Annotated in this window: 24 protein-coding genes and 3 pseudogenes; 17 read left to right on the forward strand and 10 right to left on the reverse strand. The window is 68.3% G+C overall.

Going from position 1 to position 24,253, the window contains the following annotated elements:
• The first annotated feature begins 4 nt into the window (after positions 1–4).
• The 9 genes and pseudogenes from RM423_RS02755 to RM423_RS02790 all read left to right on the forward strand — a co-directional run bounded on the left by RM423_RS02755 (position 5) and on the right by RM423_RS02790 (position 4,406).
• Positions 5–421 carry a cytidine deaminase gene (locus tag RM423_RS02755; protein ID WP_311421459.1) on the forward strand — a complete coding sequence of 139 codons (417 nt, stop codon included), beginning with the start codon at positions 5–7 and terminating at the stop codon, positions 419–421.
• Positions 422–468: 47 nt separating this feature from the next.
• Positions 469–732, forward strand: coding sequence for a hypothetical protein (locus RM423_RS02760; protein ID WP_311421460.1), 264 nt, complete (start codon positions 469–471; stop codon positions 730–732).
• Positions 729–1,160 carry a type II toxin-antitoxin system VapC family toxin gene (locus RM423_RS02765; RefSeq protein WP_311421461.1) on the forward strand — a complete coding sequence of 144 codons (432 nt, stop codon included), beginning with the start codon at positions 729–731 and terminating at the stop codon, positions 1,158–1,160. Before RM423_RS02760 ends, RM423_RS02765 begins: the two co-directional genes overlap by 4 nt.
• Before the next feature lie 12 nt (positions 1,161–1,172).
• A complete protein-coding gene (locus tag RM423_RS02770; protein WP_311421462.1) occupies positions 1,173–2,498 on the forward strand; it encodes a thymidine phosphorylase in 1,326 nt (441 codons plus the stop codon).
• Between the two features lies 1 nt (position 2,499).
• Positions 2,500–3,150: an acVLRF1 family peptidyl-tRNA hydrolase gene (locus RM423_RS02775; protein WP_311421463.1), complete on the forward strand. Its 651-nt coding sequence runs from the start codon at positions 2,500–2,502 to the stop codon at positions 3,148–3,150.
• Between the two features lie 103 nt (positions 3,151–3,253).
• Complete coding sequence (locus RM423_RS02780) at positions 3,254–3,709, forward strand: hypothetical protein (protein WP_311421464.1); 456 nt, start codon at positions 3,254–3,256, stop codon at positions 3,707–3,709.
• A gap of 99 nt (positions 3,710–3,808) precedes the next feature.
• Positions 3,809–3,925, forward strand: a pseudogene (locus RM423_RS25370) (type II toxin-antitoxin system VapC family toxin); the annotation flags it as partial.
• 149 nt (positions 3,926–4,074) lie between these two features.
• A complete protein-coding gene (locus RM423_RS02785; RefSeq protein ID WP_311421465.1) occupies positions 4,075–4,245 on the forward strand; it encodes a hypothetical protein in 171 nt (56 codons plus the stop codon).
• Positions 4,242–4,406: a hypothetical protein gene (locus tag RM423_RS02790; RefSeq protein WP_311421466.1), complete on the forward strand. Its 165-nt coding sequence runs from the start codon at positions 4,242–4,244 to the stop codon at positions 4,404–4,406. Before RM423_RS02785 ends, RM423_RS02790 begins: the two co-directional genes overlap by 4 nt.
• Positions 4,407–4,567: 161 nt before the next feature.
• On the opposite strand, the gene RM423_RS02795 is transcribed toward RM423_RS02790, so the two are convergent.
• Positions 4,568–5,326, reverse strand: coding sequence for an SDR family NAD(P)-dependent oxidoreductase (locus RM423_RS02795; protein WP_311421467.1), 759 nt, complete (start codon positions 5,324–5,326; stop codon positions 4,568–4,570).
• 129 nt (positions 5,327–5,455) lie between these two features.
• Here RM423_RS02795 and RM423_RS02800 point away from each other — a divergent pair, with 129 nt between their 5' ends.
• Positions 5,456–6,319, forward strand: coding sequence for a helix-turn-helix transcriptional regulator (locus RM423_RS02800; protein WP_311421468.1), 864 nt, complete (start codon positions 5,456–5,458; stop codon positions 6,317–6,319).
• A gap of 98 nt (positions 6,320–6,417) precedes the next feature.
• Here the strand turns inward: RM423_RS02800 and RM423_RS02805 are convergent, their stop codons facing one another.
• Positions 6,418–6,897 (reverse strand): MmyB family transcriptional regulator, encoded by a 480-nt coding sequence (locus RM423_RS02805; RefSeq protein WP_311421469.1) that lies wholly within the window; start codon positions 6,895–6,897, stop codon positions 6,418–6,420.
• Positions 6,898–6,900: 3 nt separating this feature from the next.
• On the opposite strand from RM423_RS02805, the gene RM423_RS02810 reads away from it, so the two are divergent.
• On the forward strand, positions 6,901–7,245 hold the full coding sequence (locus RM423_RS02810) for an SDR family oxidoreductase (RefSeq protein ID WP_311421470.1): 345 nt from the start codon (positions 6,901–6,903) through the stop codon (positions 7,243–7,245).
• A 126-nt stretch (positions 7,246–7,371) separates the two neighbouring features.
• Here RM423_RS02810 and RM423_RS02815 read toward each other — a convergent pair whose 3' ends face one another.
• Together RM423_RS02815 and RM423_RS02820 are read right to left on the reverse strand one after the other, a co-directional pair.
• The gene (locus tag RM423_RS02815; RefSeq protein WP_311421471.1) at positions 7,372–8,214 is read right to left on the reverse strand and encodes an LLM class flavin-dependent oxidoreductase; all 843 of its coding nucleotides are present in this window, start codon (positions 8,212–8,214) and stop codon (positions 7,372–7,374) included.
• A 29-nt stretch (positions 8,215–8,243) separates the two neighbouring features.
• Positions 8,244–9,275 (reverse strand): aldo/keto reductase, encoded by a 1,032-nt coding sequence (locus RM423_RS02820; protein WP_311421472.1) that lies wholly within the window; start codon positions 9,273–9,275, stop codon positions 8,244–8,246.
• A gap of 59 nt (positions 9,276–9,334) precedes the next feature.
• Between RM423_RS02820 and RM423_RS25375 the strand changes: the two are divergent.
• Positions 9,335–9,514: pseudogene (locus tag RM423_RS25375) on the forward strand (TetR/AcrR family transcriptional regulator); the annotation flags it as partial.
• A 181-nt stretch (positions 9,515–9,695) separates the two neighbouring features.
• Positions 9,696–10,313 carry a TetR/AcrR family transcriptional regulator gene (locus RM423_RS02825; protein WP_311421473.1) on the forward strand — a complete coding sequence of 206 codons (618 nt, stop codon included), beginning with the start codon at positions 9,696–9,698 and terminating at the stop codon, positions 10,311–10,313.
• A 73-nt stretch (positions 10,314–10,386) separates the two neighbouring features.
• Here RM423_RS02825 and RM423_RS02830 read toward each other — a convergent pair.
• Positions 10,387–10,524 (reverse strand): annotated as a pseudogene (locus tag RM423_RS02830) (IS982 family transposase); the annotation flags it as partial.
• Between the two features lie 691 nt (positions 10,525–11,215).
• Between RM423_RS02830 and RM423_RS02835 the strand changes: the two are divergent.
• A complete protein-coding gene (locus RM423_RS02835) occupies positions 11,216–12,544 on the forward strand; it encodes an alpha-amylase (RefSeq protein WP_311421474.1) in 1,329 nt (442 codons plus the stop codon).
• 311 nt (positions 12,545–12,855) lie between these two features.
• On the opposite strand, the gene RM423_RS02840 is transcribed toward RM423_RS02835, so the two are convergent.
• Positions 12,856–16,059, reverse strand: coding sequence for a glycoside hydrolase family 3 N-terminal domain-containing protein (locus RM423_RS02840; protein WP_311421475.1), 3,204 nt, complete (start codon positions 16,057–16,059; stop codon positions 12,856–12,858).
• A gap of 301 nt (positions 16,060–16,360) precedes the next feature.
• Between RM423_RS02840 and RM423_RS02845 the strand changes: the two genes are divergently transcribed.
• Entirely contained in the window at positions 16,361–17,545 is a 1,185-nt protein-coding gene (locus RM423_RS02845) for an ROK family protein (protein ID WP_311421476.1), read from the forward strand.
• Positions 17,546–17,587: 42 nt separating this feature from the next.
• Here the strand turns inward: RM423_RS02845 and RM423_RS02850 are convergent, their stop codons facing one another.
• From RM423_RS02850 to RM423_RS02865, 4 genes are all read right to left on the reverse strand, one after another.
• Positions 17,588–17,884, reverse strand: a complete 297-nt coding sequence (locus RM423_RS02850) for a DUF3817 domain-containing protein (protein ID WP_311421477.1) — start codon at positions 17,882–17,884, stop codon at positions 17,588–17,590.
• Positions 17,885–17,913: 29 nt separating this feature from the next.
• Positions 17,914–19,704, reverse strand: a complete 1,791-nt coding sequence (locus tag RM423_RS02855; protein ID WP_311421478.1) for a DNA polymerase — start codon at positions 19,702–19,704, stop codon at positions 17,914–17,916.
• Positions 19,704–20,531 carry a DUF2510 domain-containing protein gene (locus tag RM423_RS02860; RefSeq protein ID WP_311421479.1) on the reverse strand — a complete coding sequence of 276 codons (828 nt, stop codon included), beginning with the start codon at positions 20,529–20,531 and terminating at the stop codon, positions 19,704–19,706. The genes RM423_RS02855 and RM423_RS02860 overlap by 1 nt, the downstream gene beginning before the upstream one ends.
• A 156-nt stretch (positions 20,532–20,687) precedes the next feature.
• A complete protein-coding gene (locus RM423_RS02865; protein ID WP_396327571.1) occupies positions 20,688–21,917 on the reverse strand; it encodes an ROK family protein in 1,230 nt (409 codons plus the stop codon).
• 195 nt (positions 21,918–22,112) lie between these two features.
• Between RM423_RS02865 and RM423_RS02870 the strand changes: the two genes are divergently transcribed.
• Both RM423_RS02870 and RM423_RS02875 read left to right on the forward strand, forming a co-directional pair.
• On the forward strand, positions 22,113–23,201 hold the full coding sequence (locus RM423_RS02870; RefSeq protein ID WP_311421481.1) for a Gfo/Idh/MocA family protein: 1,089 nt from the start codon (positions 22,113–22,115) through the stop codon (positions 23,199–23,201).
• On the forward strand, positions 23,201–24,121 hold the full coding sequence (locus RM423_RS02875; RefSeq protein ID WP_311421482.1) for a sugar phosphate isomerase/epimerase family protein: 921 nt from the start codon (positions 23,201–23,203) through the stop codon (positions 24,119–24,121). The genes RM423_RS02870 and RM423_RS02875 overlap by 1 nt, the downstream gene beginning before the upstream one ends.
• The last annotated feature ends 132 nt before the right edge of the window (positions 24,122–24,253 follow it).

Consider the following 24,253-nt stretch of genomic DNA (forward strand, 5'->3'; position numbering starts at 1 on the left):
GTTCATGGACATCGAGTGGGATGTGCTGCGTCGCGAGGCGGTCACGGCGATGGGCAAGGCCTACGCGCCCTACTCGAACTATCCGGTCGGCGTGGCGGCCGTCGTGGACGACGGCCGGCTGATCACGGCCTGCAACGTCGAGAACGCCTCGTACGGGCTGGGCCTGTGCGCCGAGTGCGGGCTCGTCTCGGCCCTGGCCGCCGGCGGTGGCGGGCGGTTGGTCGCCATGGTGTGCGTCGATGGCGAGGGCGCGTACCTGATGCCCTGCGGCCGGTGTCGCCAGCTGCTGTTCGAGCACGGTGGCCCGTCGATGCGGGTCGCCACCGCCGACGATTCCTCGGTGACCGTGGCCGAGCTGCTACCCCGGGCATTCGGACCGCACGATCTGGACGAGATGGCGCAGAAGACCGCTCGGTGCTGATCGGGACGGCTGTACCGTTACCGGTATTCAGTGATACCGTAGGCGGTATGAAAACCAGCATGGACATAGCCGAGCCGCTCTGGAGCGAGGTCAAGCAGCTTGCGAGGCAACGCGGTACGACGACCAAGAGCCTGGTTGAGCAGGCGCTTTCCCGACTGCTGGCAGAGGCGGCCGGCGAAGGGTCGACCACCTTCCGCCTACGAGACGTGAGTTTCGGGACGGGCGGCGTGACGGCGGAATTCGCCGGCGCCGGCTGGGAGCAGCTCCGCGACGCGATCTACCCTTCGCCGGTTGAGCCGCAGCCCCGATGATCGCGGTTGACACGAACGTGCTGGTGTATGCCCACCGCCCGGACAGCCCCTTTCACCAGCGCGCGAAGCTCGCTCTCACGGAGCTTGCCGAGGGTGGTGCCACCTGGGCATTGCCCTGGCCGTGTATTCACGAGTTCTACGCCGTGGTCAGCAATCCGCGGGTATTCACCGTCCCCACGCCCGCAGCGACCGCTCTCGATCAGGTGCTTGCCTGGACGGAGTCCCCGTCGCTGCGACTGCTGACCGAGTCGGCCGCCCATCTGGCCACCCTGACCCGGCTGGTCGCGGCTGCCGGACTGGTCGGCGCGGCGGTGCACGACGCGAGGATCGCCGCGATCTGCCTCGACCACGGAATACGCACACTGCTCACGATGGATCGGGACTTCAGCCGCTTTCCGGGGCTGCCGACTCGCAGCCTGCTTGCATGAGAGGCTGTCGCAATGCCTGCTAGCGCCGCCGAGTCTTCACGCATCGCCGAGCCGTTCGATGCTGTCGGGGTCATCCGCGCCAAGCGGGATCGGGGCCGGATTCCGGACGCCGAGATCGACTGGGTGATCGACGCCTACACCAGGGGCGTGGTGGCCGACGAGCAGATGGCGGCGCTGGCGATGGCGATCCTGCTCAACGGCATGGAACCGGACGAGTTGGCGCGCTGGACGAACGCAATGATCGCCTCCGGTGAGCGACTCGACCTCTCGGCGGTGCGCAAGCCGACCACCGACAAGCACTCGACGGGCGGCGTGGGCGACAAGATCACCTTGCCGCTGGCTCCGCTGGTCGCCGCGCTGGGCGCCGCCGTCCCGCAGTTGTCGGGCCGCGGGCTCGGCCACACCGGCGGCACCCTGGACAAGCTGGAGTCCATCCCGGGCTGGCGGGCGTCGGTGTCCAACGCCGACTTCGTCAGCCAGCTCAACGACGTCGGAGCGGTGGTGTGCGCGGCCGGCGACGGCCTGGCGCCCGCGGACAAGAAGCTGTACGCGCTGCGCGACGTCACCGGCACCGTCGAGGCGATCCCGCTGATCGCCAGTTCGATCATGAGCAAGAAGATCGCCGAGGGGTCGTCCGCCCTGGTGCTGGACGTCAAGGTCGGCACCGGCGCCTTCATGAAGAACGTCGTGGACGCCCGGCTGCTCGCGCAGACCATGGTTGCGCTCGGCAACGCGGCCGGCACGCATACCGTCGCGCTGCTCACCGACATGAACACCCCCCTCGGACGCACCGCCGGCAACGCCCTCGAGGTGGCCGAGTCGGTCGAGGTGCTGGCCGGCGGTGGCCCAGTGGACATCATCGAGCTGACGGTGGCGTTGGCGGTCGAGATGCTCGCCGGAGTCGGCATCACCGGCGTCGACCCGGCCGTGGCCCTCGCGGACGGCCGCGCGATGGACGTCTGGCGACGGATGATCACCGCCCAGGGCGGCGACCCCGACGCAGCCCTGCCGGTCGCCGCCGAGATCCATGTCGTGAACGCACCGGCCTCGGGCGTGCTCAGCCGGCTGGACGCGTACGCGGTCGGAGTGGCGGCCTGGCGGCTGGGGGCCGGACGCGCCCGCAAAGAGGACCCGGTCTCGGCCGGGGCCGGAGTGGTCATGCTGGCCAAGCAGGGGGACCGGGTCATCGCCGGTCAGCCGCTGCTCGAACTGCGCACCGACGAGCCGGCCCGCTTCGAACGTGCCCTGCAGGCCCTGGACGGCGGGTACGACATCACTTCCGAGGCGGCAGCCGGTGTCCAGCGGAGCCCGCTCATACTCGAGCGAATCACGGGCTGAGATGCAGCCGCCGCCGGTTCCGGAGGACGCCCGCCGGGTGAGTGTCGCGTCCCGGCGGGTGTCCAGGTGGCTGGACGGTTTCGCCGACCGGCACGGGGGACTGAGCACCGCGGCCTTCGCCGACCAGGTCGTCGTGACCGCCGCCGACGGCTCAGTGGCCTGGATCAAGGTGCCCTTCCTTCCCTGGGAGTCCGACTCACCCCGCTCGCTGACATCGTTACAGCTACACCTCAACCGGCCCCGGCGCGTCGGCGTGCTGCTGGTGCGCCGCGGCGGTTACGCGGCCGGGGTGTTCGACGGGACGGAGCTGGTGTCGTCCAAGGTCGGATCGGCCTACGTCCAGGGCACCACCAAGGCCGGTGGCTGGTCGCAGCAGCGCTACGCCCGGCGGCGCTCGAACCAGGCGCGGGCGGCGTTCGACGAGGCCGCGGACGTCGCCGTGCACATCCTGGTGCCTGAGACGGCGGCCCTGGACGCCCTGATCTGCGGCGGTGACAAGGCGGCCGTCGAGGCGGCGCTGTCCGATCCGCGGCTTGCCGTGCTGCTGCCGCTGCGGACGCCGCCGTTCCTGCCGGTGCCCGATCCCCGGTTGCGGGTGCTCAAGGCCACGCCCGAGCAGTTCCTGGTGGTTGACCTGGCCATTCATCCGTGACGGCGCACCGACGATGGGACTAGCGGACATGTGGAATCTTGACCGGGTGAAGTCAGCGGCGCGACGGTCCTTCTGGCTCGCTCTGCTGATTCCGATCGGGGTCATGATCTCGCTCGCCGTCACCGTGGCGGCGATCTTCCCCGGTAGCGGATCAGGTGCCGTCGGCGGGCTTATCGGGGGCCTCGCGCCAATGTTTTACCGAGTTCGACGGGCGCTGAGACTCCGAAAAAGGGAGCGTGTTCTTTATTACGACGTACTGTGCTCCGGACTGGCCTGTGCCGAACCCCGGGTCAATGAAGCGGTCCACGAACAACTCGCCGAAGCCGTGACCCTGCGATCAGGGCGAGGCTCGAGTCAACGCGCGAATCGCATCGTCCTTGCGGTTATTGCAACGGTGCCCGTGCTTGCAGCGCTGGTGGCGGCCGTCCTGCGCTCGCCCTGGTGGTTACTCGAGGTGCTTGCCGCGCCGCTGCTGCTTCTCGTGTGGAGCAGCGTGCCCAGCGACGATCCGCTGGTGCGGCTGGAGCGGCTACTGGCCACCATGGGCCCGGCTGACTGAAACGGCGCTCGGGCGGCCCGCCGTACGGCTGATTTGCAGTCCTGACCAGGCGGCGTCACTGCCAGGGGGATCTACGTGGCCGCTCAGCACTCCCTGTGAGGCGCCGACGCGGTGCACTTGGCCAGCTTGCTCGCAGTCGGCGTTGCGGAAACGCTCTGGGCCGTTTGGGACCAGCGGCTGCGAGCGGCAGGCGTACAGCTGGCTCCAGTGCTGTAGTTCCTCGAGTTGACGTTCACGGCAGGCCCCGTCCCCCTTCGACGGTCGTCAATCGGCGTCCGGTCCGGCGTGTACGTCTGGTACCGCGGCGCGAACGGTCATCTTGGGCCCGGTGACGATTCGTCTGGGCGTCGAACAGGACATCGACCGTGGTCGGCTCTGCGCGTTGCCGGTGGGCCGGCCGCGGGATCGAGATGGACGAGGCGGCCGTCGAGCGGGCGGCCGAGATCGGCCACGACTGGCACAACCCACTGTTCAGCCGCAACGACGGCTCCTGCACCGGGTGGTGGTCGAGCCGGCTGGGTACTCTGCGGCCATGAGCAAACCCATCGACCTCGGCGAGACGGCACGGACCGACGCCACGGAGTCTGTCGAGCAGGAGTGCGACGCCGTAGGCGACCAGCCTGACACCGGCGGCCTGGTGCCGCCCGACCACGCCCAGACGGCACCGCTCCCTGACGAGGGCTCGGCGAGCGGGTAGCCGATCTCCGTCAGCTCTGTCCACCTCGTCCCGCAGGGGTGGGTCTGCGGTACGGCTCGGTCGGTGCAGGGCCCGCTCGGAGGGGGAGCCGGCTGCGGCAGTTCGCGCTGACGGCGGCCGCACTGAGTCAGGACGTACGGCAACGGCCTCGATTACGTAGGTCAGAGGCTTTGGCCGCCGGACAGTTCGATGCGGGTGCCGGTTGCCCAGTGCAGGGCGTCGGAGAGGATGGCCGGGACGGCCGCGCCGATGTCGTCTGGTTCGCCGACGCGCCCGAGTGCGATGGTGCTGGCCAGCATCTGGTTGACCTGTTCGTTGTCGCGCACCAGTCCGCCGCCGAAGTCGGTGGCGATGGCACCGGGCACGAGTGCGTTGACGCGGATGCCTCGCGCACCGAGTTCTTGTGCCTGGTAGCGGGTGAGCACCTCGACCGCGCCCTTCGCGGTGGCGTAGACGGCGTAGCCCGGTGCGGTGAAGCGGGCTAGTCCGGAGGAGACGTTGAGGATTCGGCCGCCGTCGGCGATCAAGGGAAGCAGCGTCTGTGTGAGGAAGAACGGCGCTTTGAGGTGCACCCGCACGATGTCGTCGAATTGCTCTTCGGTGGTGTCGGCGAAGGGCGCGTAGACGCCGATCCCGGCGTTGTTGATGAGGTAGTCGATGCTGTTTCTGCCGAAGCTGCGTAGCGTGTCGATGAGCGCGGCGCTGAATTGGGCGAAGCCGTCGCTGTCGCCCACGTCGAGCTGCAGCACGGCCGCCGGTACGCCGGCCTGCTCGGCTTCGGCGACCATCTGGTCGGCTTCGTCCTTGCGGCTTTTGTATGTGCCGATGATGCCGATACCGGCTGCGGCGAGGTGGTGGGCCATGCTGCGGCCCAGGCCGCGACTGGCGCCGGTGACGAGGGCGATTTTCGGTTCGGACACAAATTTCTCCAAGGGTCGAGGCTGCTGATGGGTCGACCCTGGCAGCGCGGCGCCGGTCGGTGGGCGCCCGGCTGATCCCCGCTTCGGCGGTCCGGGGTTAGCGGGCGTGAGCGGGGCGATGATAGGTGCATGCATACCGCTCACGGCTCGGGGGACCGGCACGAGCTGGGCAGCTTTCTGCGGCACCGGCGCGAGCAGTTGCAGCCGGGCGACGTGGGGATGGTCGCCGGTGGGCGCCGGCGTGCGGTTGGGTTGCGCCGCGATGAAGTCGCCGTGCTCGCCGACATGTCGAGTGATTACTACGAGCGCATCGAGCAGGGTCGCGGGCCGCGGCCGTCAGTCGCGATGCTGGGCTCGATTGCCCGCGCCTTGCGCTTGACCCTCGACGAACGCGACCATTTGTACCGGCTGGCCGGTCAGCCTCCGCCGGCGCGGCACGAGTCGCTCGGTTACGCCGACGCAGGGCTGATGTGCGTGCTCGACGCGGTGGCGCCGACGGTACCGGCGCTGATCTCCGACGATCTGCACGAGGTGGTCGCCCAGAATCCGCTGAACGTCGCGCTGCTCGGCCCGATGTCCACCGAGACGGGCCGGCGGCGGAACTTCCTGTGGCGGTGGTTCACTGATCCGGAATTGCGCTCGCGATACCGCGCAGACCAGCACGAGACCCTCGGCCGCGAATACGTCGCCGACCTGCGGGTCGTCACCGGCACGCGGCCCGCCGACCCGACGCTTTCTGACCTGGTCGCCGCGCTGAGCGAAGCAAGTGCAGAGTTCCGCGAGATTTGGTCGCGGCAGGAAGTCGCGGTACGCCGCAGCACCCGCAAGGTCCTCGACCATCCTGCCGTCGGGGTGCTGGACCTCCAGTGCGACGTCGTACTCAGCCCTCCCTCCGGGCAGCGGCTGGTGTTGTTCCGCCCGCAACCGGGCACTGGCACCGCCGAGCGGCTCGAGATGCTGCGTGTCCTCGGCACCCAGACCTTCACCGGATAAAGATGTGCGCGCCGACACCGCCCGGGGTGACGTGCGACGCCGACGGCAGCGGCCCGCGCGGCAAGTTCGACGCGGCGGCCGAGTGCGGGAGCAACTGCTCACCCGCGGCGTGCCGATCGACGCAGCCGACCAGCTACTGGGCATCTGGTCGCGCACTTCATGATCGTCCACCAGGAATCCACCAACGGATCGGCGCGTAGCTCGTCGATGAGCGCGACGAGCTGGTGATCGTGCGGGCGTCGGCCGACTTCGTGTCGGGCCGCAGCGACGGCGGCGCAGGCGAATTGGGCCCAGTTGGCGATGCGTTCTCGCGCGAGATCGTCGTGGAACATGTATCGCAGGAACGACGTCCCCACCTCCAGGCCGCGTCCCAGCACAGCGCGCAGCAACGCGTTACGCGCCAAGCCTTCGGCGCGGTGGGCCAGCAGCAGCACGGGAAGGTGGCCGAGCGCGGTCATCAGCCGCAGCAGACCGGGATCCAGAATCTGGTGGGGGTCGATGGAGCCGATCCGGCGGGGCGCTGCCGGGGGCGGCCAGATCGCGCAGGTGCGCGCGGTTTCGACGTCGTCCAGTCGCACGTCGTGATCACCATCGGCTCCTGGATGGCTTCCATCGGCAGCCCGTACGCCGCCATGTACGCAGCCACCAAAGCCGCCGACGAGCAACTGACCCGCGGATGGGCCGCGGAGTTCGGCCCACGCGGCGTGCGTGTCAACGCGGTCGCTCCCGGAGTCACCCTCACGCCGGGCAACGAGAAAGATCGCCCGATCGTCGACGCCATCACCGCAGGTAGCTCCGCCGGCGTCCCGGTCCAACCCCTCGACATCGCCTACGGCGTCGCGTTCCTCGCCTTCGACCAAGCCCGGATGAGCCACGCAACCACCCTCTACATCGACGGCGGGATCAGCGGAACGCGGCTTCGATGAATCCGCGGCCGAGTGGCTCCGCGCCTCGAGTGGCCGTCGGGTCCGCGGCCGGGGCGCGTGGGTCTGCCTCCGGTTCAGTTACCCGTTTGGGGTAGAGATTCCGCGCGCCCAGGGACGTTAAGCGAGCTAGGCCGACGGCGTGATGAGTTCGTCGGCGACCCAGCGTGCGACGTGGTCGGGATATGGCGCCGGCAGTATCAGCACGACATGCGTAAAGCCGGCGTCGATGGCTTCTGCGATCGCGCGCCGCACGTCGTCGGGCTGGTCGTAGGTGACGGGCAGGGCGATCGAGCGGGTGATCGCGGCGGGGTCGCGTCCGATCTCGGCGCAGAAGCGATCCAGCAGTGCGCTGCGGCTGATCACGTCGTCGATGTCTCCGCCCGGGATGTTCCAGACGTCGGCGTGCTCGGCGACCACGCGCAGCGTCGCGGTGGACCGGCCACCGATCACGATCGGCGGATGTGGTTGCTGGACGGGTTTCGGGTTGCAGAACGCGCCGGTGAGCTGGTGATACGTGCCGTTGAAGTCGAACGGCTCGGTGTCGGTCCACAGCCGCGTGATGATCGTGCATGCCTCGGCGAGGCTGCCCACCGCGTGTGCGGCGTCGTGGAAGGGCAGGCCATGCGCCTCGTACTCGCGCCGGGCTAATGGCACGCTGGGTCGTGAGCCTGCGCCGATGCCGAACTCGAGCCGACCGCCGGAGACGATGTCGACGGTCGCGGCGATCTTGGCGAGCATCGCCGGCGGCCGGAAGCGATTGCTGGTCACGAGCAGGCCGATGCGCAGCCGGTCGGTCTGCGCGGCCAGGGCCGACAGCAGCGTCCACCCCTCGAAGGTCGGGCCGTTCGGATCGCCGAATATCGGCATCAGGTGGTCGAACAGCCATGCGTGTTCGATCTCCTCAATGGCGTCGGCCTGCTGCCAGACCCGCAGGATGTCGCGGTAGTCGACCTGCGAGGGCGCTGTCATGATCCCGAAACTGATCCCGGTCGCCCCAGTCATGAACGTCGCCGCAGCGACGGGTCGAGCAGGGAGGGGGGTGTGTCGATCTTCTCCTCTGGAGCGAAGTCGAGGCCGGGGGCGACGATCTCGTCGATCGCATCGAGGACGTCGGGCGTGAGCACGATGTCGGCGGCGGCGAGCTGCGAGTGCAGGTGGTCGATCGTTCGCGGGCCGATGATTGCGCTGGTGACGGCCGGGTGCGCGGTCACGAAGCCGAGCGCGAGCTGGATCATCGTCAGCCCTGCCTCCGCGGCGACATTGGCAAGCTGCTCGACGGCCTCGAGCTTCGCCCGGTTGACCGGGGCGGTGGTGTCGAAGCGGTGCGGCATGAGCGTCGAGCGGCTGGTCGTGATCTCACGGCCCTCGCGGATCGCCCCTGACAGCCAGCCGGAGGCCAGCGGACTCCACACCAGCACGCCGAGCCCGTACTCCTGCGTGACGGGCAGGACGTGCGTTTCGATGCCTCGCTGCAGGATCGAGTAGCCGGGCTGCTCGGTGACGTAGCGACTCAGCTGGTGTTTGCGCGCGGCCCACTGCGCCTGCACGATGCGGTAGGCCGGGAACGTCGAGGTGCCGAAGTAGCGGATCTTGCCAGCGCGCTGCAGATCGGTCAGCGCCGACAGCGTCTCCTCGTCGCTGGTCGTCGGGTCCCACCGGTGGACCTGGTACAGGTCGACGTGGTCGACGCCCAGGCGGCGCAGGCTGTTGTCGAGCTCGGTGGCCAGCCAGCGGCGCGAGCTGCCCTTGTGGTTGCGCTCCTCGCCCATCGGCAGGCTCGCCTTGGTGGCGAGCACGAGGTCGTCGCGCCGGCCGGCGATGGCGCTGATGGCTTGGCCGACCAGCTGCTCGGATTCGCCGCGGCTGTAGAAGTCGGCGGTGTCGATCAGGTTGATGCCGCCGTCGAGCGCGGCGTCAATGATCGCGGTCGCCTCATCCTGGGTGGTGTGCCCGATGGCGCCGAAGTTCATCGCGCCGAGCACGAGTGAACTGACCTGCACACCGGTGCGGCCCAAGGTGTGGTATTGCATGGGTATTCCTCCATCGCTAGGGGCAGGGGATGTCGCATACGGCTTCATCGACTAGCATCATCGGTCAAGCGGAGCAGTGCTCCGCCTCCACTATATGGAGCATTGCTCCGTTTCGCAACGAGCAGACGCTGCTCGAGGCGCCCGCCGACGTCTTCGTCACCTCAGGCGTCGACGCGCCGGTGCGCGACATTGCGGCCAAGGCCGGCGTGGGGATGGGCACGATCTACCGCCACTTCCCCTGCACACCTACTTCCTCGACCGCCTCGTGCCCGTGTGCGCACAACTGCTCAAGGCCGCTGCGCGAGCCGACGACTGACATCCGACATGATGACCTCCATTTGTTTGACACTGTCAAGCGAGACGGGTCAAGCATGTAGCTGGTTGTTTGACACTGTCAATTGGATGGCGGAGGATTACCTTGTGACCGAACAGAATTCCTCTGCCAGCGACGTCCGAGCGGGTCTACTGGCTGCGGCTCGCGCCGAACTGATCGACCGTGGACATGCGGCGATCAGTCTGCGGGCCGTGGCCCGCCGTGCAGGGGTGTCCCACGCCGCGCCGAAGTACTACTTCGCAGACCGGGCCGCTCTGCTCACCGCGGTCGCGATCCAAGGTTTCACTGAACTCACCGCCGCCCTGGCACGGGTTTCGTCGTCGCTTGCCGCGGTCGGTCATACCTACATCGACTTCGGACTCAACAACCCCGCGCTGTTCGACCTGATGTTTCGCCCCAGCGAGCTACACCCCACCGACCCGGACTTGGAAAAAGCTCAGCATGCAGCTATCGGCATGCTCAACGCCGCGGTCGCCGTCGCCGAGTCGTCGCAGGGTGACCCCTCGGAGCCCGGCTCGCAGGCCCTCACCCTCATCAGCTGGGCACTGGCCCACGGACTGACCGTCCTGGCCCGCGACGGAGCACTCCAATCAGCCACCAATAGCGCCCCGGGCACAGGCGCTGACCTCGCGCGCGGACTAGCCGACGCCTTCACCGAACGCATCACCACCCAACCAACCAACCAGGCCACCCCGACATCATGAGCTGACGCGTGGCGCGATCAGCGGTCCGGCCGATGAAATGACGGCTCCCGACTAGATGAACGATTCCAAGGGTTCAGTGGTCGTAGGCGGTCAGGGATCGCTTGATCGGTGCGCCGATGTTGTCGTTGTGCCAGATGGCGGCGGTGAGGGCGAGGATGTGTTGCCAGACGCCGACGATGACTCCTGCGGGGGTGTGGCCGCCGTGGCGTTCGGTGACCAGGCTGGTGTCGCGGACCAGCACACCGATCAGCCAGCTGATCGTCGCGGTGAGTTTGCGCAGCCGCTTGTTGTAGCCCGGCTGCTACGGCAGATACGGCAACAGCGCCTGCAGGTGCGCGTGGGCATGGCGCAGCCAGCTTGGACACTCTCGTCGTCAAATCACCTCAGCCACACAGTCACATCGCTTGGAATTGGTCATCCAGGGCAGGATCACCTTTGACTTGCCATCACCAGCGTCGACCCCGGTACAAAATCAGTCGAAGAAGGGAGAACTGAACTCGTCATCGTTCTGATTGCCGGGCTGCGGCAGGGCTATGCGTGGAGGCGCGCTGAGGCTAACGTGTGTCGGGCATCTTTCCATTGCGCGTCGGAGCTGGCGTGCGATGGGTCCCTTCAGCCTGACGGAGGCCGTCATGACCGGAGCTAGTCCAACCCCGAGTTCGCAGCCTGGGCGGCGCCGGGCGGGGTGGCGTGCCGTCGCGGCAGCCGCTGCGCTGGTTACCGCTGGTGTGACGGGATCAGTGCTCGGGTCAGCCGAAGCGTCGCCTTCGATCCCGGCAGCCGCCGCTGACTCCCGTGGCCAGACTCGCGACGTGATAGCGAACCTGTTCGAGTGGAACTGGCCGTCTATAGCGAACGAATGTAGGACCGTTCTTGGTCCGGCTGGCTACGGCGGTGTGCAGGTGGCGCCACCGCAGGATTCCCTCAAACGGACAGCGACCGGCAATGGCAGCACTGTCTTGCACCCGTGGTGGGAGGTGTACCAGCCCGTCGACTACCACCTGACCAGCCGGATGGGCACAGAGGCCCAGTTCAAGTCGATGGTCGCCACCTGCCGGCGGGCGGGGGTGAAGGTCTACGCCGACGCCGTGATCAACCATATGACCGGCCAAGGCAATCTCTCCTACGGCGGCGCCGGCTACACCAAGTACCACTACACCGGGCTATACACCCCGGCCGACTTCCACAGTTACCCTGCCGACTGCCCGGTCCCACCGACGACGGGCAGCGCGGACCGGGAAGGCAGCATCCAGGACTTCAACGACTACACCCAGGTGTTCAACTGTGAACTGGTGGGCCTGTCCGACCTGCGCACCCAGTCCAACTACGTACGCAACACCCTGGCGGCCTACCTGAATAAGCTGCTCAGCTACGGGGTGTCCGGGTTCCGGGTCGACGCCGCCAAGCACATCGGACAGACCGACCTGGCCGCCATCGAGGCCCGGCTGCACAACACCGTCGACGGCGCCCGCCCCTATCTGGCGCTGGAGGTCGGCACCGGAAGCCCGGGTCGGATCTCGCCGTGGGCGTTCCAGGGCGTCGGCGACCTGCTCGGCTTCGACTACGCCTCGCAGATCCACGACGCGTTCAAGAGCTACAACAGCCCGCCGAATGACGGCAACATCGGCGACCTGAAAATCTTCGGCGCGCGGTCCGGTCTGCTGCCCAGCAACAAAGAGCTTGTGTTCGTCGAAAACCACGACAGCGAACGCAACGGCTCCACGCTGAACTACAAGGACCCGAACAACACCATCGCCACCGAATTCATGCTCGCCTGGCCACACGGCACCCCGCAGGTGTATGCCAGCTTCGCCTGGGCCACCCCGGACGACTCCCCACCGGCGAACGCTGACGGACTCGTCACCAACACCGTCTGCGACAACACCACGTGGGTATGCGTGGACCGCTACACCGGCGTGGCTCACATGGTCCGATGGCACAACTACGTCGCCAAGGCCCAAGTCGCGAACTGGTACGACGACGGTGCCAACCTGGTCGCGTTCAGCCGCGGCGACCGCGGCTTCTTCAGCACCAACAACGAAACCGCAGCCAAGACAGTCACCGTGCGGACCGGTCTTCACCCTGGCAGCTACTGCGACATCATCCACGGCGCCAAAGTGAACCGGTCATGCTCCGGCCCGACGGTCACCGTCCACCAGCACGGCGTCGCCACCATCACCATCGGCAGCTACGACTCAGTCGCCTTCACCCGACAGGACCGCGTCCACTGACCGCGCGCCACGCCGGCAGCACTTGATCAGACGAGATCCGTCCGCGGAGGTGAACAGGAGACTGGCAGGTGGCGCGCACGAGCTTCGCCGGGCGATGGAGCACGGAAGGGGCGACCTGCTGGCGGAGTTGGTTCGTCCTAGCCGCCTACGAGGCCGCGACCGGCAAGCACACCTGGCGGACCAACGATGCCGACATGGCGCAATCGGTAATGCACCACCCCGGCCTTCTCCCATCACCTCAGACTGAAACGGCACTCGGGCGGCCCGCTGGATGCGGACCGCCCGAGTGCCGTTGGGGCGCGTGACGACGATCAGACCGCCGGGTGCGCGGTCGCCCTCGCCGTCTTCGGTGCCTTGACGGAGTGGGCCACGGTGTAGGCCTTCGCCAGTGCCGCGATCGCCCGCGCCGGCTGACCGATCAGCAGGCTGTGCTCGGCGCCCGCGGTGAGTGCCGCGGTCGCCGTCATCGCCGCCGAGCCGTGCTTGACGATCTCGGCCTGGGCCAGGTCGCGAGCCACCGACACCAGCAGGTTCTGCTGCGCGAAGGTGTACTTGGAACCGGTCATCGCGGTGCCGACCTTCTTGAGCGAGGCAAGCATCGCCGTGGTGTTGCGCGGCGAGCCGTCGGTCTTCCAGTTCTTCGCCGAGAGCACCGAGTTCAGTGCCTTGACCGCTGCCGAGGTGCCCTTGCTGGTCTCGAGCTGGTCGCGGACGGTCTGCAACCGAGTCCGGGCGCTGTCCGTGCGCAGGCCCCAGCCGTACGGGTACAGCGGGTCGTAGTTCTTGTCGCCGACGTTGATCGGCAGCTGGCTCTCGGCCTTGGCCCAGGTCAGCGGCAACCGGCCGGTGAACGGCTTGAGGCCGAACAGCACGTCAGCGACACCCTCACCCTCCGAGCCCGGCAGGAAGGACGCGACGACACCCTTGGCCTCCGGCACGATGCCGGTGATGTCCAGCGGGCGCCCGGACACGTCGAGCACCACGCACTTCATCGCCGCGCAGACGTTGTCGACGGCGTCGCGGTCGGCCACCGACAGCTGCATCGTGTGGCCGTTGTTGCCGACGTCGCCCATGCCCTCGGCGTACGGGGTCTCACCCACGACGACCACGCCGACGTCGTAACCGGCGGTCGGTGCCGAGGCGGTCGCGGAATAGGTGATGCCGGCCCGCGGGGCGTCCTGCTTCATGCCCGCCAGGATCGAGGTGCCACCGGGGATAGGTCCGGACTGGCCCTGCCAGGTCAGCGTCCAGCCACCGGCCTGGTTGCCCACGTTGTCGGCGTTGGAGCCGGCGACGTAGACCTTGGCGTTCTTCTTCAGCGGCAGCACGCTGCCGGAGTTCTTCAGCAGCACCTGCGACTCGGCAGCCGCCTTGCGGGCCACGGCCCGGTGTGCGGCGTCGCCGATGGTGCCGATGTTGGTGCGGTCGGCGAACGGGTGGTCGAACAGCCCGAGCGCGAACTTCTGCTTCAGGATCCGGCTGACGGCGTCGTTGATCCGGGCCGTCGTCACGTCGCCACTGGCGTTCAGGGCGGTCAGGTCGGCGGTGAATCCCTGGTAGTTGTAGGGAACCATCACCATGTCGATGCCGGCGTTGACGCCGACCTTGACGTCGTTGCGGTAGTCAGGGCCGATCTGGTCGATGCCCTGCCAGTCGCTGATCACGAAGCCCTTGAAGCCCAACTGGTTCTTCAGGACCCCGGTGATCTGGTCACCGCGGGCGTGCATCTTGATCGGCGCCGCGTCCTTGCCGAGGATCTGCAGGCTGGAGTAGGACGGCATCACCGTGCCGACACCCTTGTGGACCGCTGTCTTGAACGGCGCCAGGAACAGCGCGTCGACCTGTTGCTGGGTCGCGTAGGTGACGCCCTGGTCGATCGTGTACGTCCCGCTGGTGGACGAGCCGAACTTGGTGCCGCCATCGCCGAGGAAGTGCTTGGCGGTGGCCAGCACGCTGGTGTTCTTGGCGAGCTTTCCGTGTCCCTGCAGGCCGTCGATGATCGTTTCCATCCGCTGCACCAGCGCCGGGTCCTCACCGAAGGATTCGTAGGACCGGCCCCAGCGCTCGTCGCGGCTCACGCACACGCACGGCGAGAACGCCCACGGCACGCCGGTCGCCCGGGTCTCGGTCGCGGTGATCGCGCCGTCCTTCTCGGTCAGCGCCGGGTCGCGGGTGGCACCCATGCCGATGTTCTGCGGAAACACCGTGGCGCCGGCCAGGTTGTTGTCACCGTGTACCGAATCGATGCCGTAGATCAGCGGAATCTGCAACGGCGTGGCGAGCGCCTGCGTCTGGAAGGCGTCGACCATGTCGGCCCAGGCCTGCGGCGTGTTCGGTGTCGGCACCGAGCCGCCGCCGGAGAGCAGCGAGCCGAGCCGGTACTTCGCGATGTCGGTGCCGTTCCCCACGGCGCCTCGCTCGGCCTGCGTCATCTGGCCGACCTTGTCAGCCAGGGTCATCCGCGACATCAGGTCGGCAACCCGCTGAGCGGCAGGCAGTGACTTGTCGAGGTACGGCAGGCCGTGGGCGTTGATGACCACGACCGGAGACGCGCCGCTGAGTGTCGCCCCGTCCACCGTCAGGGTCACCGGAATCGTCTTCGCGGTCGAAGCCGAGGTACCGCCGAGGGTCGCGACCTGGATGGTCTTGACCGTGCCGGAAGCGGTGCCGGCGGCGAAGGTGACGGTGCCAGCACCGGCCCGGTAGTCAGTGCCGGCGACCGCGGTCCCGCCCCCGAGCGTGTAATGCACGGTGACGTCGGAGGCCAGCGGTGAGCCGTCCGGCGTGCTGACCGCGACTCCGACGGCCGCCGTCTTTCCCGCGTCGACCAGGTACGTACCGGTCGCGACGCTCACCTTCGGTGTCGCCTTGCCGTACAGGGCGACGTCGTCGAGCACCAGGTGCCCGCTCGAGGCGCCGGGCAGGTTGATCGCGAAGCCCCACATCGAGGTCAGGTTGAGAACGCCGTCGGACGGGGCGCCGGACGGCTGGTAGTCACCGCGCTTGACGAAGCTGGAGAACGGTTCCTGGACATGCTGCCAGCCGGCGGTGGTGTCGTTGAAGAATCCCTGCCACAGCTCGGCGTGCTCACCGTCCGAGCCACCGTCCTTGATCTCGTACTCGACCTTCTGGCCGCTACCGGTGCCCTTCACCCAGAAGCTGAAACCGGCGTACGCACTCCAGTCGGCAGCGGTCGGATGGTTGTCGCTGAAGCCGCCGTAGCCGGTCACGGCGTACGGGACGTCGAGGGCATGGTTGCCGGCTGCCGCGCCGGGCCGGTCGGCCGCCCCGGTGACGCTCAGCGTAGGTGTGCTGGCCGCGTTGTTGCCGAACGGGAAGATGCCGGGGCTGGTGGCGCTGATCGGAACGCTGCCCTCGAAGTCGTCGATCAGGGGAAGCGGGCCGGACGCGGCGACGGCGTTGCCGGCACCGAGCACGGCGACCAGCGACGCGGTGAGCGCCGTGGTGGTGACGGCGGCGGCGACTGTGCGCCGCCTTCGGGTGGGTCTGCGCATCGGGGATGCACCTTTCGGAGGTGGATGGAGCGGGTGGGGATCAGAGGCAGCGGGCACGGCTCAGCGAGAAGCCAGCGGTGGCGATCTGCCTTGCCGGAGGACGGCATCGGGGCCGTTCCGGCTGCTGCCGGACGGGGTGGGGAGCTGGACAGGGGGCAGCGTATCGACGCGCTATTTTGACCGTCAATAGTCCGAAGTCTCTGCCTTACGCGGTATTGACACCGATGTTCGGCTTGAGATCAGTCTTAATTCGATGGGCGATTCGGCGCCGCGGCCGGAAGTCCACGTTTATGGTGGGCCGATGCTCGACGGCACGCCGCGCACTCCGGACGCGCTCCGCGACTACAACCGCGCTCGCGTGCTGACGGCGTTGCGCTCCGAGCTGGCCGGCAACCGGGCGGAGTTGTGTGCGGTGACCGGTCTTGCCCGCAGCACCGTCACCGGCCTGGTGGCCGAGTTGCTGGCCGACGGCGTGGTGATGGAAGGCGAGGACCCGGGCTCGGGGACTCCAGCCGGCAACCTGTCCCGGCGGGCCGGCCGTCCAGCCCGCCGCCTGATGCCGGTGCCTCGTTCGGACCTCGTGGTGGCGATCGACTTCGGCCACAGCCACTGCCAGATCGGAATCGTGGACGCGCAGTCCCGGGTGCTCGTCGCCGAGTGGGAGTCACTGGATGTCGACTCCTCCGCCGACCTCGCCCTCGAACACGCCCGCAGGCGGATCGGCGCACTGCTCGACCAGCTGGGCGCGGACCGGAGCCGGGTGGTGGCCGCCGGCATCGGGCTGCCCGCGCCCGTGAACGGCATCACCGGCATGGTCGGGCCCGGCAACATCCTGCCGGGTTGGGTGGACCGCCACCCGGCCGAGGAGCTGCGGTCGGCTCTCGGCTTCCCGGTCGTCATCGACAACGACGCCAACCTGGGCGCCCTCGGTGAGATCGCGTGTGGCGCGGCCCGAGGCTTCGCCGATGTCATCTACGTCAAGGTATCCACCGGGATCGGCGCCGGGATGGTGCTCGGCGGCCGGCTGTACCGGGGTTCGACCGGGCGTGCGGGCGAGATCGGGCACGTGCCGGTGGACGCCGCGGGAGCGTTGTGCCGGTGTGGCAATCGCGGCTGCCTCGAGACGGTGGTATCGGTCAGTCAGGTGCTGGCCCTGATGCAGCCGGCGCACGACCGGGTCCTCAGCATGGCCGGGGTCGTCGAGCTGGTCCGAGCCGGTGACGCCGGGGCCAGCCGGGTGCTCGCGGACACCGGCCGGATCCTCGGCCGGGTGCTGGCCGACCTGGTCAACAACCTGAACCCGGAGGTGCTGGTGCTCGGCGGTGAGCTCTCACTGGCGGGGGAGCCGTTGCTCGCCGGAGTGCGGGAGTCGCTGGACCGGTTCGCCCAGCCGGGCATCGTCCGGGATCTGCGGCTGCGGGTCAGCGAGCTCGCCGAGACCGCGCAGCTGCACGGGGCGGCCGTCCTGGCGCTGGCCAGCCAGTAGCGCATCCCCAGTCAGGCATCGTCAGTCAGCTGGCAAGCGTGATCAGCCGGCGAGCTGGCGGTCCTGCAGCTCGCGACGCCGGGCGACGAAGAAGCCGCCGCCCGGCAGGACGGAGTCGACCAGGACGATCAGCAGTGCCCGGACGTTCCACCCGAAGCGGTTCCGCAGAGCCAGCGCCATCAGCACATAGACGATGAACAGCGCGCCATGGATCGGTCCCATCACATGCACCGCGAGCTGGGATTTCGTCGTGTACTTGACGATCGTCGCGACGATCAACACCAGCCAGGACGTGGCCTCAGCCATCGCCACCCGGCGGAACGCGCCTCTGCTTGACATGACCAAAGGCTAGGGGCAGGCCAGCAGCGTCAGGCCTTCGCCTCGGACCAACGCTGAATCACACTGACATCGGCGACGAACCTGACGGTGCGATCAGGTGCCCAGGCCCGAGCCGCCTCCTGCAGGCAGTCCTCCAGCAGCTGCCGGACCGCGTCGCCCTTCTCGACGGGCACGTGCACCAGCAGTTCGTCATGCAGGCACAGCACGACCTGTGCGGCGAGCGGGCCGCCGCGTCCGCGCACCGTCACGGCCCACGCCTTGAACAGCTCCGCCGCGGCGCCCTGCACCACAGCGTTCCGGGCGTACCGGCCGCGGGCCGCGATGTGTGACCGTTCGACCTCCACATCCAGCCCCACGGGCGTCGGCCACATCCGCACCAGCCGGCCGCCGTAGGTCCGGACGTCCCGGCCGGCCCGTCCGGCGTCGTTCGCGTCGCGCAGATAGCGCATCGCCACCGGGTAGGCACTCTCCATGCCCTTCAAGGCCTGCCCCGCCGCACCCGAGGTCTGGCCGTACATGGCCGCGAGCACGGCGACCTTGGCGATCGGCCGGTCCACTCCCAGCCTGCTGGCGACGGGGGCGTAGAGGTCGTCGTCCTGGGTGGCACGAGCCAGCGCCGGGTCACCGGACACCGCGGCCAGCACCCGCGGCTCGATCTGGCCGAGGTCGGCCCGGACGAGCACGTACCCGGAGTCCGCCGCCACGGCCGGACGCAGCTCGGCGGGCAGGTTGTGCAGCCCGGCCTGGGCGGTCATCCGCCCCGCTGCACCATCAGAGCCGCTCCAGGCGCCGCGCAACCGCCCGTCCGCTCCGACGTTGCGCGCGAGCCAGTCGTAGCCGTACGTCGTGGCGATCCGCTCGGCCTTACGCCAGGTGAGCAGCGCCTCGACGACCGGGTGCGCGCCACGGAAGTGCTTCAGCCGCCACGACCGGGTGTCGGCCACGTCGATGCCGACCTTGGCGAGCATCACCTTGACCTGAGCGGGATTGCGCAGGTCGATCCCGTCGGCTTGCGGCACCAACTCGAGCACCTCGGCATCCCGTCGCTCCCGCTGACGGGCCGCTTCGGTCGCGTTGCCGGGCGCCGGTCCGATGAACGAGGCGATGAGCTGCTCCGCCCGCGGGACGTCGATCGGCAACCCGTCGGCTGACAGCTCCGCGCACAGCAGCTCCGCGGCGGACTCCGACCGGGCGGTCGCCTCCGCGTCACCGGCGGCCGGCTGCTCGGACAGCTGCCGGCGCTGCAGCACGGCCGCGCTCGCGGCGGTGGCCGCCCACTCCGCCAACCGCACGGTGCCGCGATGCCAGCCACCGCTGACCCATTCCGGGCGCAGGTGCCCGTCAGGACGGACCGCGCTCTCGGGATTCGAGCCCTCGTCGCCGTGGTTGCCGAGCAGGTCCAACTGCCCGGTGCCCGGGAGCGACCGCTCGTCCAGGCCGTGCAGCCGCCCCCAGATCATGGCGGGGTCCACCAGCCAGCCGCCGTACAGCAGCCGGTGCACCGCGACCAGATCCCAGCAGGTCGCGACCCGGACCCCGGCCCGGGCCAGCGCGGCAGCGGTGTCGTTGGACCACCACACCCAGCGCGGCCGGAGCTCTGCCTCGATGGCTCGAACCAGCTCTTCGGGCTCGGGTGAGTCCAGTGCCCACCGCAGCGCCTGGGTCTGCGTCTGCGTCTGCGTCTGCGTCTGCGTCTGCGGTGAGAGTGCCGGTTCGAGGGCGAGTCCCAGGCCCCGCCCGGGCGCGATGCTGATCGCCAGGTAGCCACCGCGGGTCATCCCGGCGGCGCGCAGCTCGTCCAGCAGCCCGTGGCTCGTCATCACACCCAGCGGTTGCCGTCCCAGTACCGGGACTGGGACGGGACCTGCGGATCGGCATACCAACCGGCCGGCGGCAGATTCTGCTGCGGTGCGCCGTACTGGCCGGCGCCGTACTGGCCGGCGCTGTGGCCACCCCCGTACTGGTAAGGCTGCTGCGCACCGTAAGGCTGCTGGCCGTACTGCTGGTTCCCGTACGGATTCGCGCCGTGCTGGCCCGCGCCGCCGGCCAGCATCGGCACGCCGGGAACGCGGGCGCGCTGGCGAGCGGCGCCGACGATCATCAGGATCACGCCCAGCACCAGCAGCGCGAGCGCGCCGAAACCCAACGCGGCCCAGCCACCCACCGATTGCAACGACGAGCCGATGTCCTCGGCAACGATGAACCGGGTTCCGGCCGCCCGCGGAATGGTGATCCGGTACTGCCCGGCGTCCTTGGCGTCGAACGAGACGGCGCCGGTGAAGACGGCATTGCCTCGGGCCACGGTCTGGTGGGTGTTCGGATAGCCGGTGAGCACCGGAGCGCCGGTCGGACCCGCGACGTTGACCTCGTCCGGCTTGATGGTCACCGAGCCGGTGTGCGTGACGGTGAAGCCGCCGCCACCGCTCCGGCTGCCGGTCTCTTCGAGGATGACGTAGGTGTGCGGCTTGAGGGTCATGGTGGCGCTCGCCGGCGCGGTGTAGACCGGGCCGTCGAGGGTCTGCAGCAGCGACGATCCGGCTCCGGCGATGATCCCGATGGTGGCCACGACGCCCATCAGCGCCGCGACGATCATGAGTGTCGCGCCGATCCGCTTCGCGATTCGTCCCGGGGGGTGGTTCTCGGCCATCGTGGAGTTCCTCTTCGGTCGCTGGCTGCCTGTCGGCAGCTACCAGACGGTAGCGCCCGGCCACGCTGGGGCCGACCGTGAGGGTCGCGTCGGCCGGCGCCGACGGATGTCACGAGGCAGCGACAGCCGGCGAACCCCTGCGCTCATAGACCCGTCCTAAGACGCGACTCCGTAGTCAGAACTGGCATCGGCCAATTCGGGCATGCCTGAGGGCGTTCCCCGCTTGATCCAGAGCGGCAAGGTCGACAGTCCGAACAGCTCGTCTGTGACCATGTGCGCGGCGCCGGTCATGCCGGCCCGGCGATCCAAGGGTGACCTCGTCAGTCGTAGTTCCCGGGTAGCCAGCGGAAGGGAGCGCCGGTAGACGTGCTCCCGCACTGAGGCAAGCAGCAGATCGCCGGATGCGGTAACCCCACCGCCCAGAAGCACCAGTGAGGGATTGAAGAAGTTCACCAGGGTGGCCAGGACCTCACCCACCAGGCGGCCCGCTCGCGCCAAGAGCTCGAAGCTGACCGGATCACCTCGGCGGGCAGCGTCGGAGACGTCAGCGGAGACTATCTTGCCGTTACGCTGCAGGATCTCGGCGAGCTGCGAGCTTCTGCCGTCGCGTGCTGCGGCCTCGCCGTCACGGCTGATCGCGCCGCCGCCGGCCAACGCCTCGAGGCATCCCGTGTTGCCGCAACGGCACACGATGGATTCTCCTTCGGTGATCTCGACATGGCCGATATCCCCGGCGCATCCCTGCGCACCTCGATGGAGCTTGCCGCCGGACACGATGCCGGCCCCGATGCCGGTTCCGATCTTGACGTAGATGACGTTGGCCACCCCACGCGCCAAACCAGCTCGCAGCTCTCCGAGCGCCATCAGGTTCACCTCGTTGTCTACCCAGGTCGGCACCTGGAATCGTGCTGACAACCGTTCGCGAACGGGATAGCTGTCCCAGCCCGGCATGATCGGTGGCGCAATGGGGTGACCGGTTGCGAACTCGACCGGCCCGGGGATTCCGATCCCGATACCCCAGACCGGCACGTTCGGTGGTGCGGTGCGCAGCAGCTCGTCGAACAGCGATTCGACCAGCGCCAGACATTCTTCCGGTCCGTCCGCAATGTCCAATGGTTGCTCCTGGCACCGCAGCAGTTCGCCGGAGAGATCAGCCAGGCCGGCGGAGAGCCCTGTCGCACCGAGTTCGGCGACCAGCAGAAGCCCGGCGTCGGCGCGGAAGTCCAACGTTCTGGGTGCGCGGCCGCCTGTTGATCGTCCGAGAGACCCTTCGCCGATGAGCCCCAGCGCTGTCAGCTGGTCGACTCGCTGCGAGACGACCGCCCGCCCCAGGCCGGTGGCCTGGATCAACTCCGGACGGGTACGGGCCTCTCCGCGACGGATCATCTCCAGCACCCGAGCGAGGGCGTCGAGGCTGTCGGCGGAGGGCACGTCCGCGACGTCGACAACTACAGGGGACACCATGGGCTCCATTCTTTTGGCTTGAACCTGTTGACTTCCGCATTCGACCAACATAAGTTCGACCGGCACGTGCAGAATACCGCCGCCGAATCGTCAATGACACGCAGGAAGCGAGGAACCGTGGCAGACCGCATCCAATCGGGCATCATCGGCGCCGGGTTCATGGGTCGCGTCCACGCGCATGCGGTGCGTGCCGGTGGCGGCGTCATCAGCCGGGTAGCGGGCTCGACTCCGGAAGGCGCCGAACGAGCAGCGGCCGATCTGTTTGCCGAAGCAGCGACCGCGTCGGCAGAAGAACTGATCGACGCGGACGACGTCGATCTCGTCCATATCTGTACGCCGAACGTCTCGCACTTCCCGCTGGCGCTGCGGGCACTGCGCTCGGGCAAGCACGTGATCTGCGAGAAGCCGCTGGCGACCACGCTGGCTGATGCCAGGACTCTGGCTACCGCGGCCGCCGAAGCCGGCGTCGTGGCTGCCGTTCCGTTCGCGTACCGGTACTACCCGACAGTGCGCGAGGCTCGGCGCCGGGTCTCGCGCACTGTCGGCAAGGTGCATCTGGTGCACGGCTCCTACTTGCAGGACTGGTTGTCCAGCAGCACGGACATGAATTGGCGGGTGGACACGATCTCCGGTGGTGCGTCCCGCGCGTTCGCCGACATCGGCGTGCACTGGTGCGATCTCGTCGAGTTCACCACCGGGCACCGGATCACCCGGTTGACTGCGCAGCTGCACACGGCGCACCCGGTGCGAGACACGCCGAGCGGGAGCGCCCAGGTACGTACCGAAGATCTGGCAACAGTGATGTTCACGACCGATCAGGGGGCGGCCGGCTCGGTCGTGATCAGCCAGCTTTCTCTGGGACGCAAGAATCGGTTGGCCTTCTCCATCGAGGGAGAGGGGGCTTCGTTGGCCTTCGACCAGGAAATGCCTGAGCAGCTGTGGATCGGCGGGCGCGCGAGCAACGTCATCGTGCTCCGTGGACCGGACACCCTCGGACCCCCGGCCAACCGATATGCCGTCCTTCCGGCCGGACATCCGCAGGGTTACCAGGACTGCTTCAACGCCTTCATCAGCGACGTGCATGCCGCGATCAAAGGCGACACCCCGGAGGGCTTACCGACCTTTGCCGACGGTTTACGAGCCGCCCGCTTGACCTCGAGCGTCCTCGCTTCATCAGCTGATCAATCATGGGTGGAGGTTGCGTAGTGAAACTCGGGATGCTCACCGCTTGCCTGCCGCAGGCCACGCTGCCTGAGATCGCACAGTGGGCAGCCGAGAACGGATACTCGGCGCTGGAAGTTGCCGCTTGGCCCGCGCTCGGAGATCGGCCTTTCACGGCAACCCATATCCGCGCCGAGGACTTCTCCGAACGCGACGCCGACCAGACCCGGGAACTCTTCGCGCGAACTGGTCTCACCCTGTCATCCATCGCCTTCTACGACAACAACCTGCATCCCGACGACCAGGAGCGCCGCTCCATCAACACCCACCTGCTGTCGTGCATCGACGCGGCAGCGATGGTGGGATGCCCGACGGTAGGTACTTTCATCGGCCGCGATCCGGGCGCGACGGTGGCCGACAACCTGCGGCAGGCCGAGAAGATGTTTCCCCGCATCGTGGACTACGCCGGCGAGCGGGGAGTGAAGGTGATCATCGAGAACTGTGTCATGGAAGGCTGGCACCCGGACGGTTACCCCGGCAATCTGGCGTACTCGCCCGAGCTGTGGGAGTGGATGTTCTCCCTGGGCCTCTACCTCAATTACGACCCGTCGCATCTGATCTGGATGGGCATCGACCCGATCGAGGCGGTGCGCCCATACGTCGATCGGATCCCACATGCGCAGGCCAAGGACATCGAGATTTTCCCTGCGCTACGCAACCGATTCGGTTATCCCGGCAGGGCCGTGAACCGGTCGGACCCGTGGGACGTCGGCTGGTGGCGCTACCGAGTCCCCGGCCTCGGTCAGGTCGATTGGCGAAGGCTGATCGACGTTTTGTACGAAGGCGGCTTCGACGGAGTGCTCTCCGTGGAGCACGAAGACCCGGTCTGGTCCGGTACGCCCGACAAGGTGCGGGACGGTCTCGACATCGCCCGTCGGACCTTGGCACGCCACATCGTCGCCTGACTCACGGGACCTGACCCCGAGTAGTGGACACGCTCAATCCCTGCTTCGGTGGGGTGGAAGCGAGATGATCCACTCATGGCGAGGAAGAACTACTCCGAGGAGTTTCGCCGCGACGCTGTCGAGTTGTATCGG

The organism is Jatrophihabitans lederbergiae (assembly GCF_031845305.1).
GTDB classification, from domain to species: Bacteria; Actinomycetota; Actinomycetes; order Mycobacteriales; family Jatrophihabitantaceae; genus Jatrophihabitans_A; species Jatrophihabitans_A lederbergiae.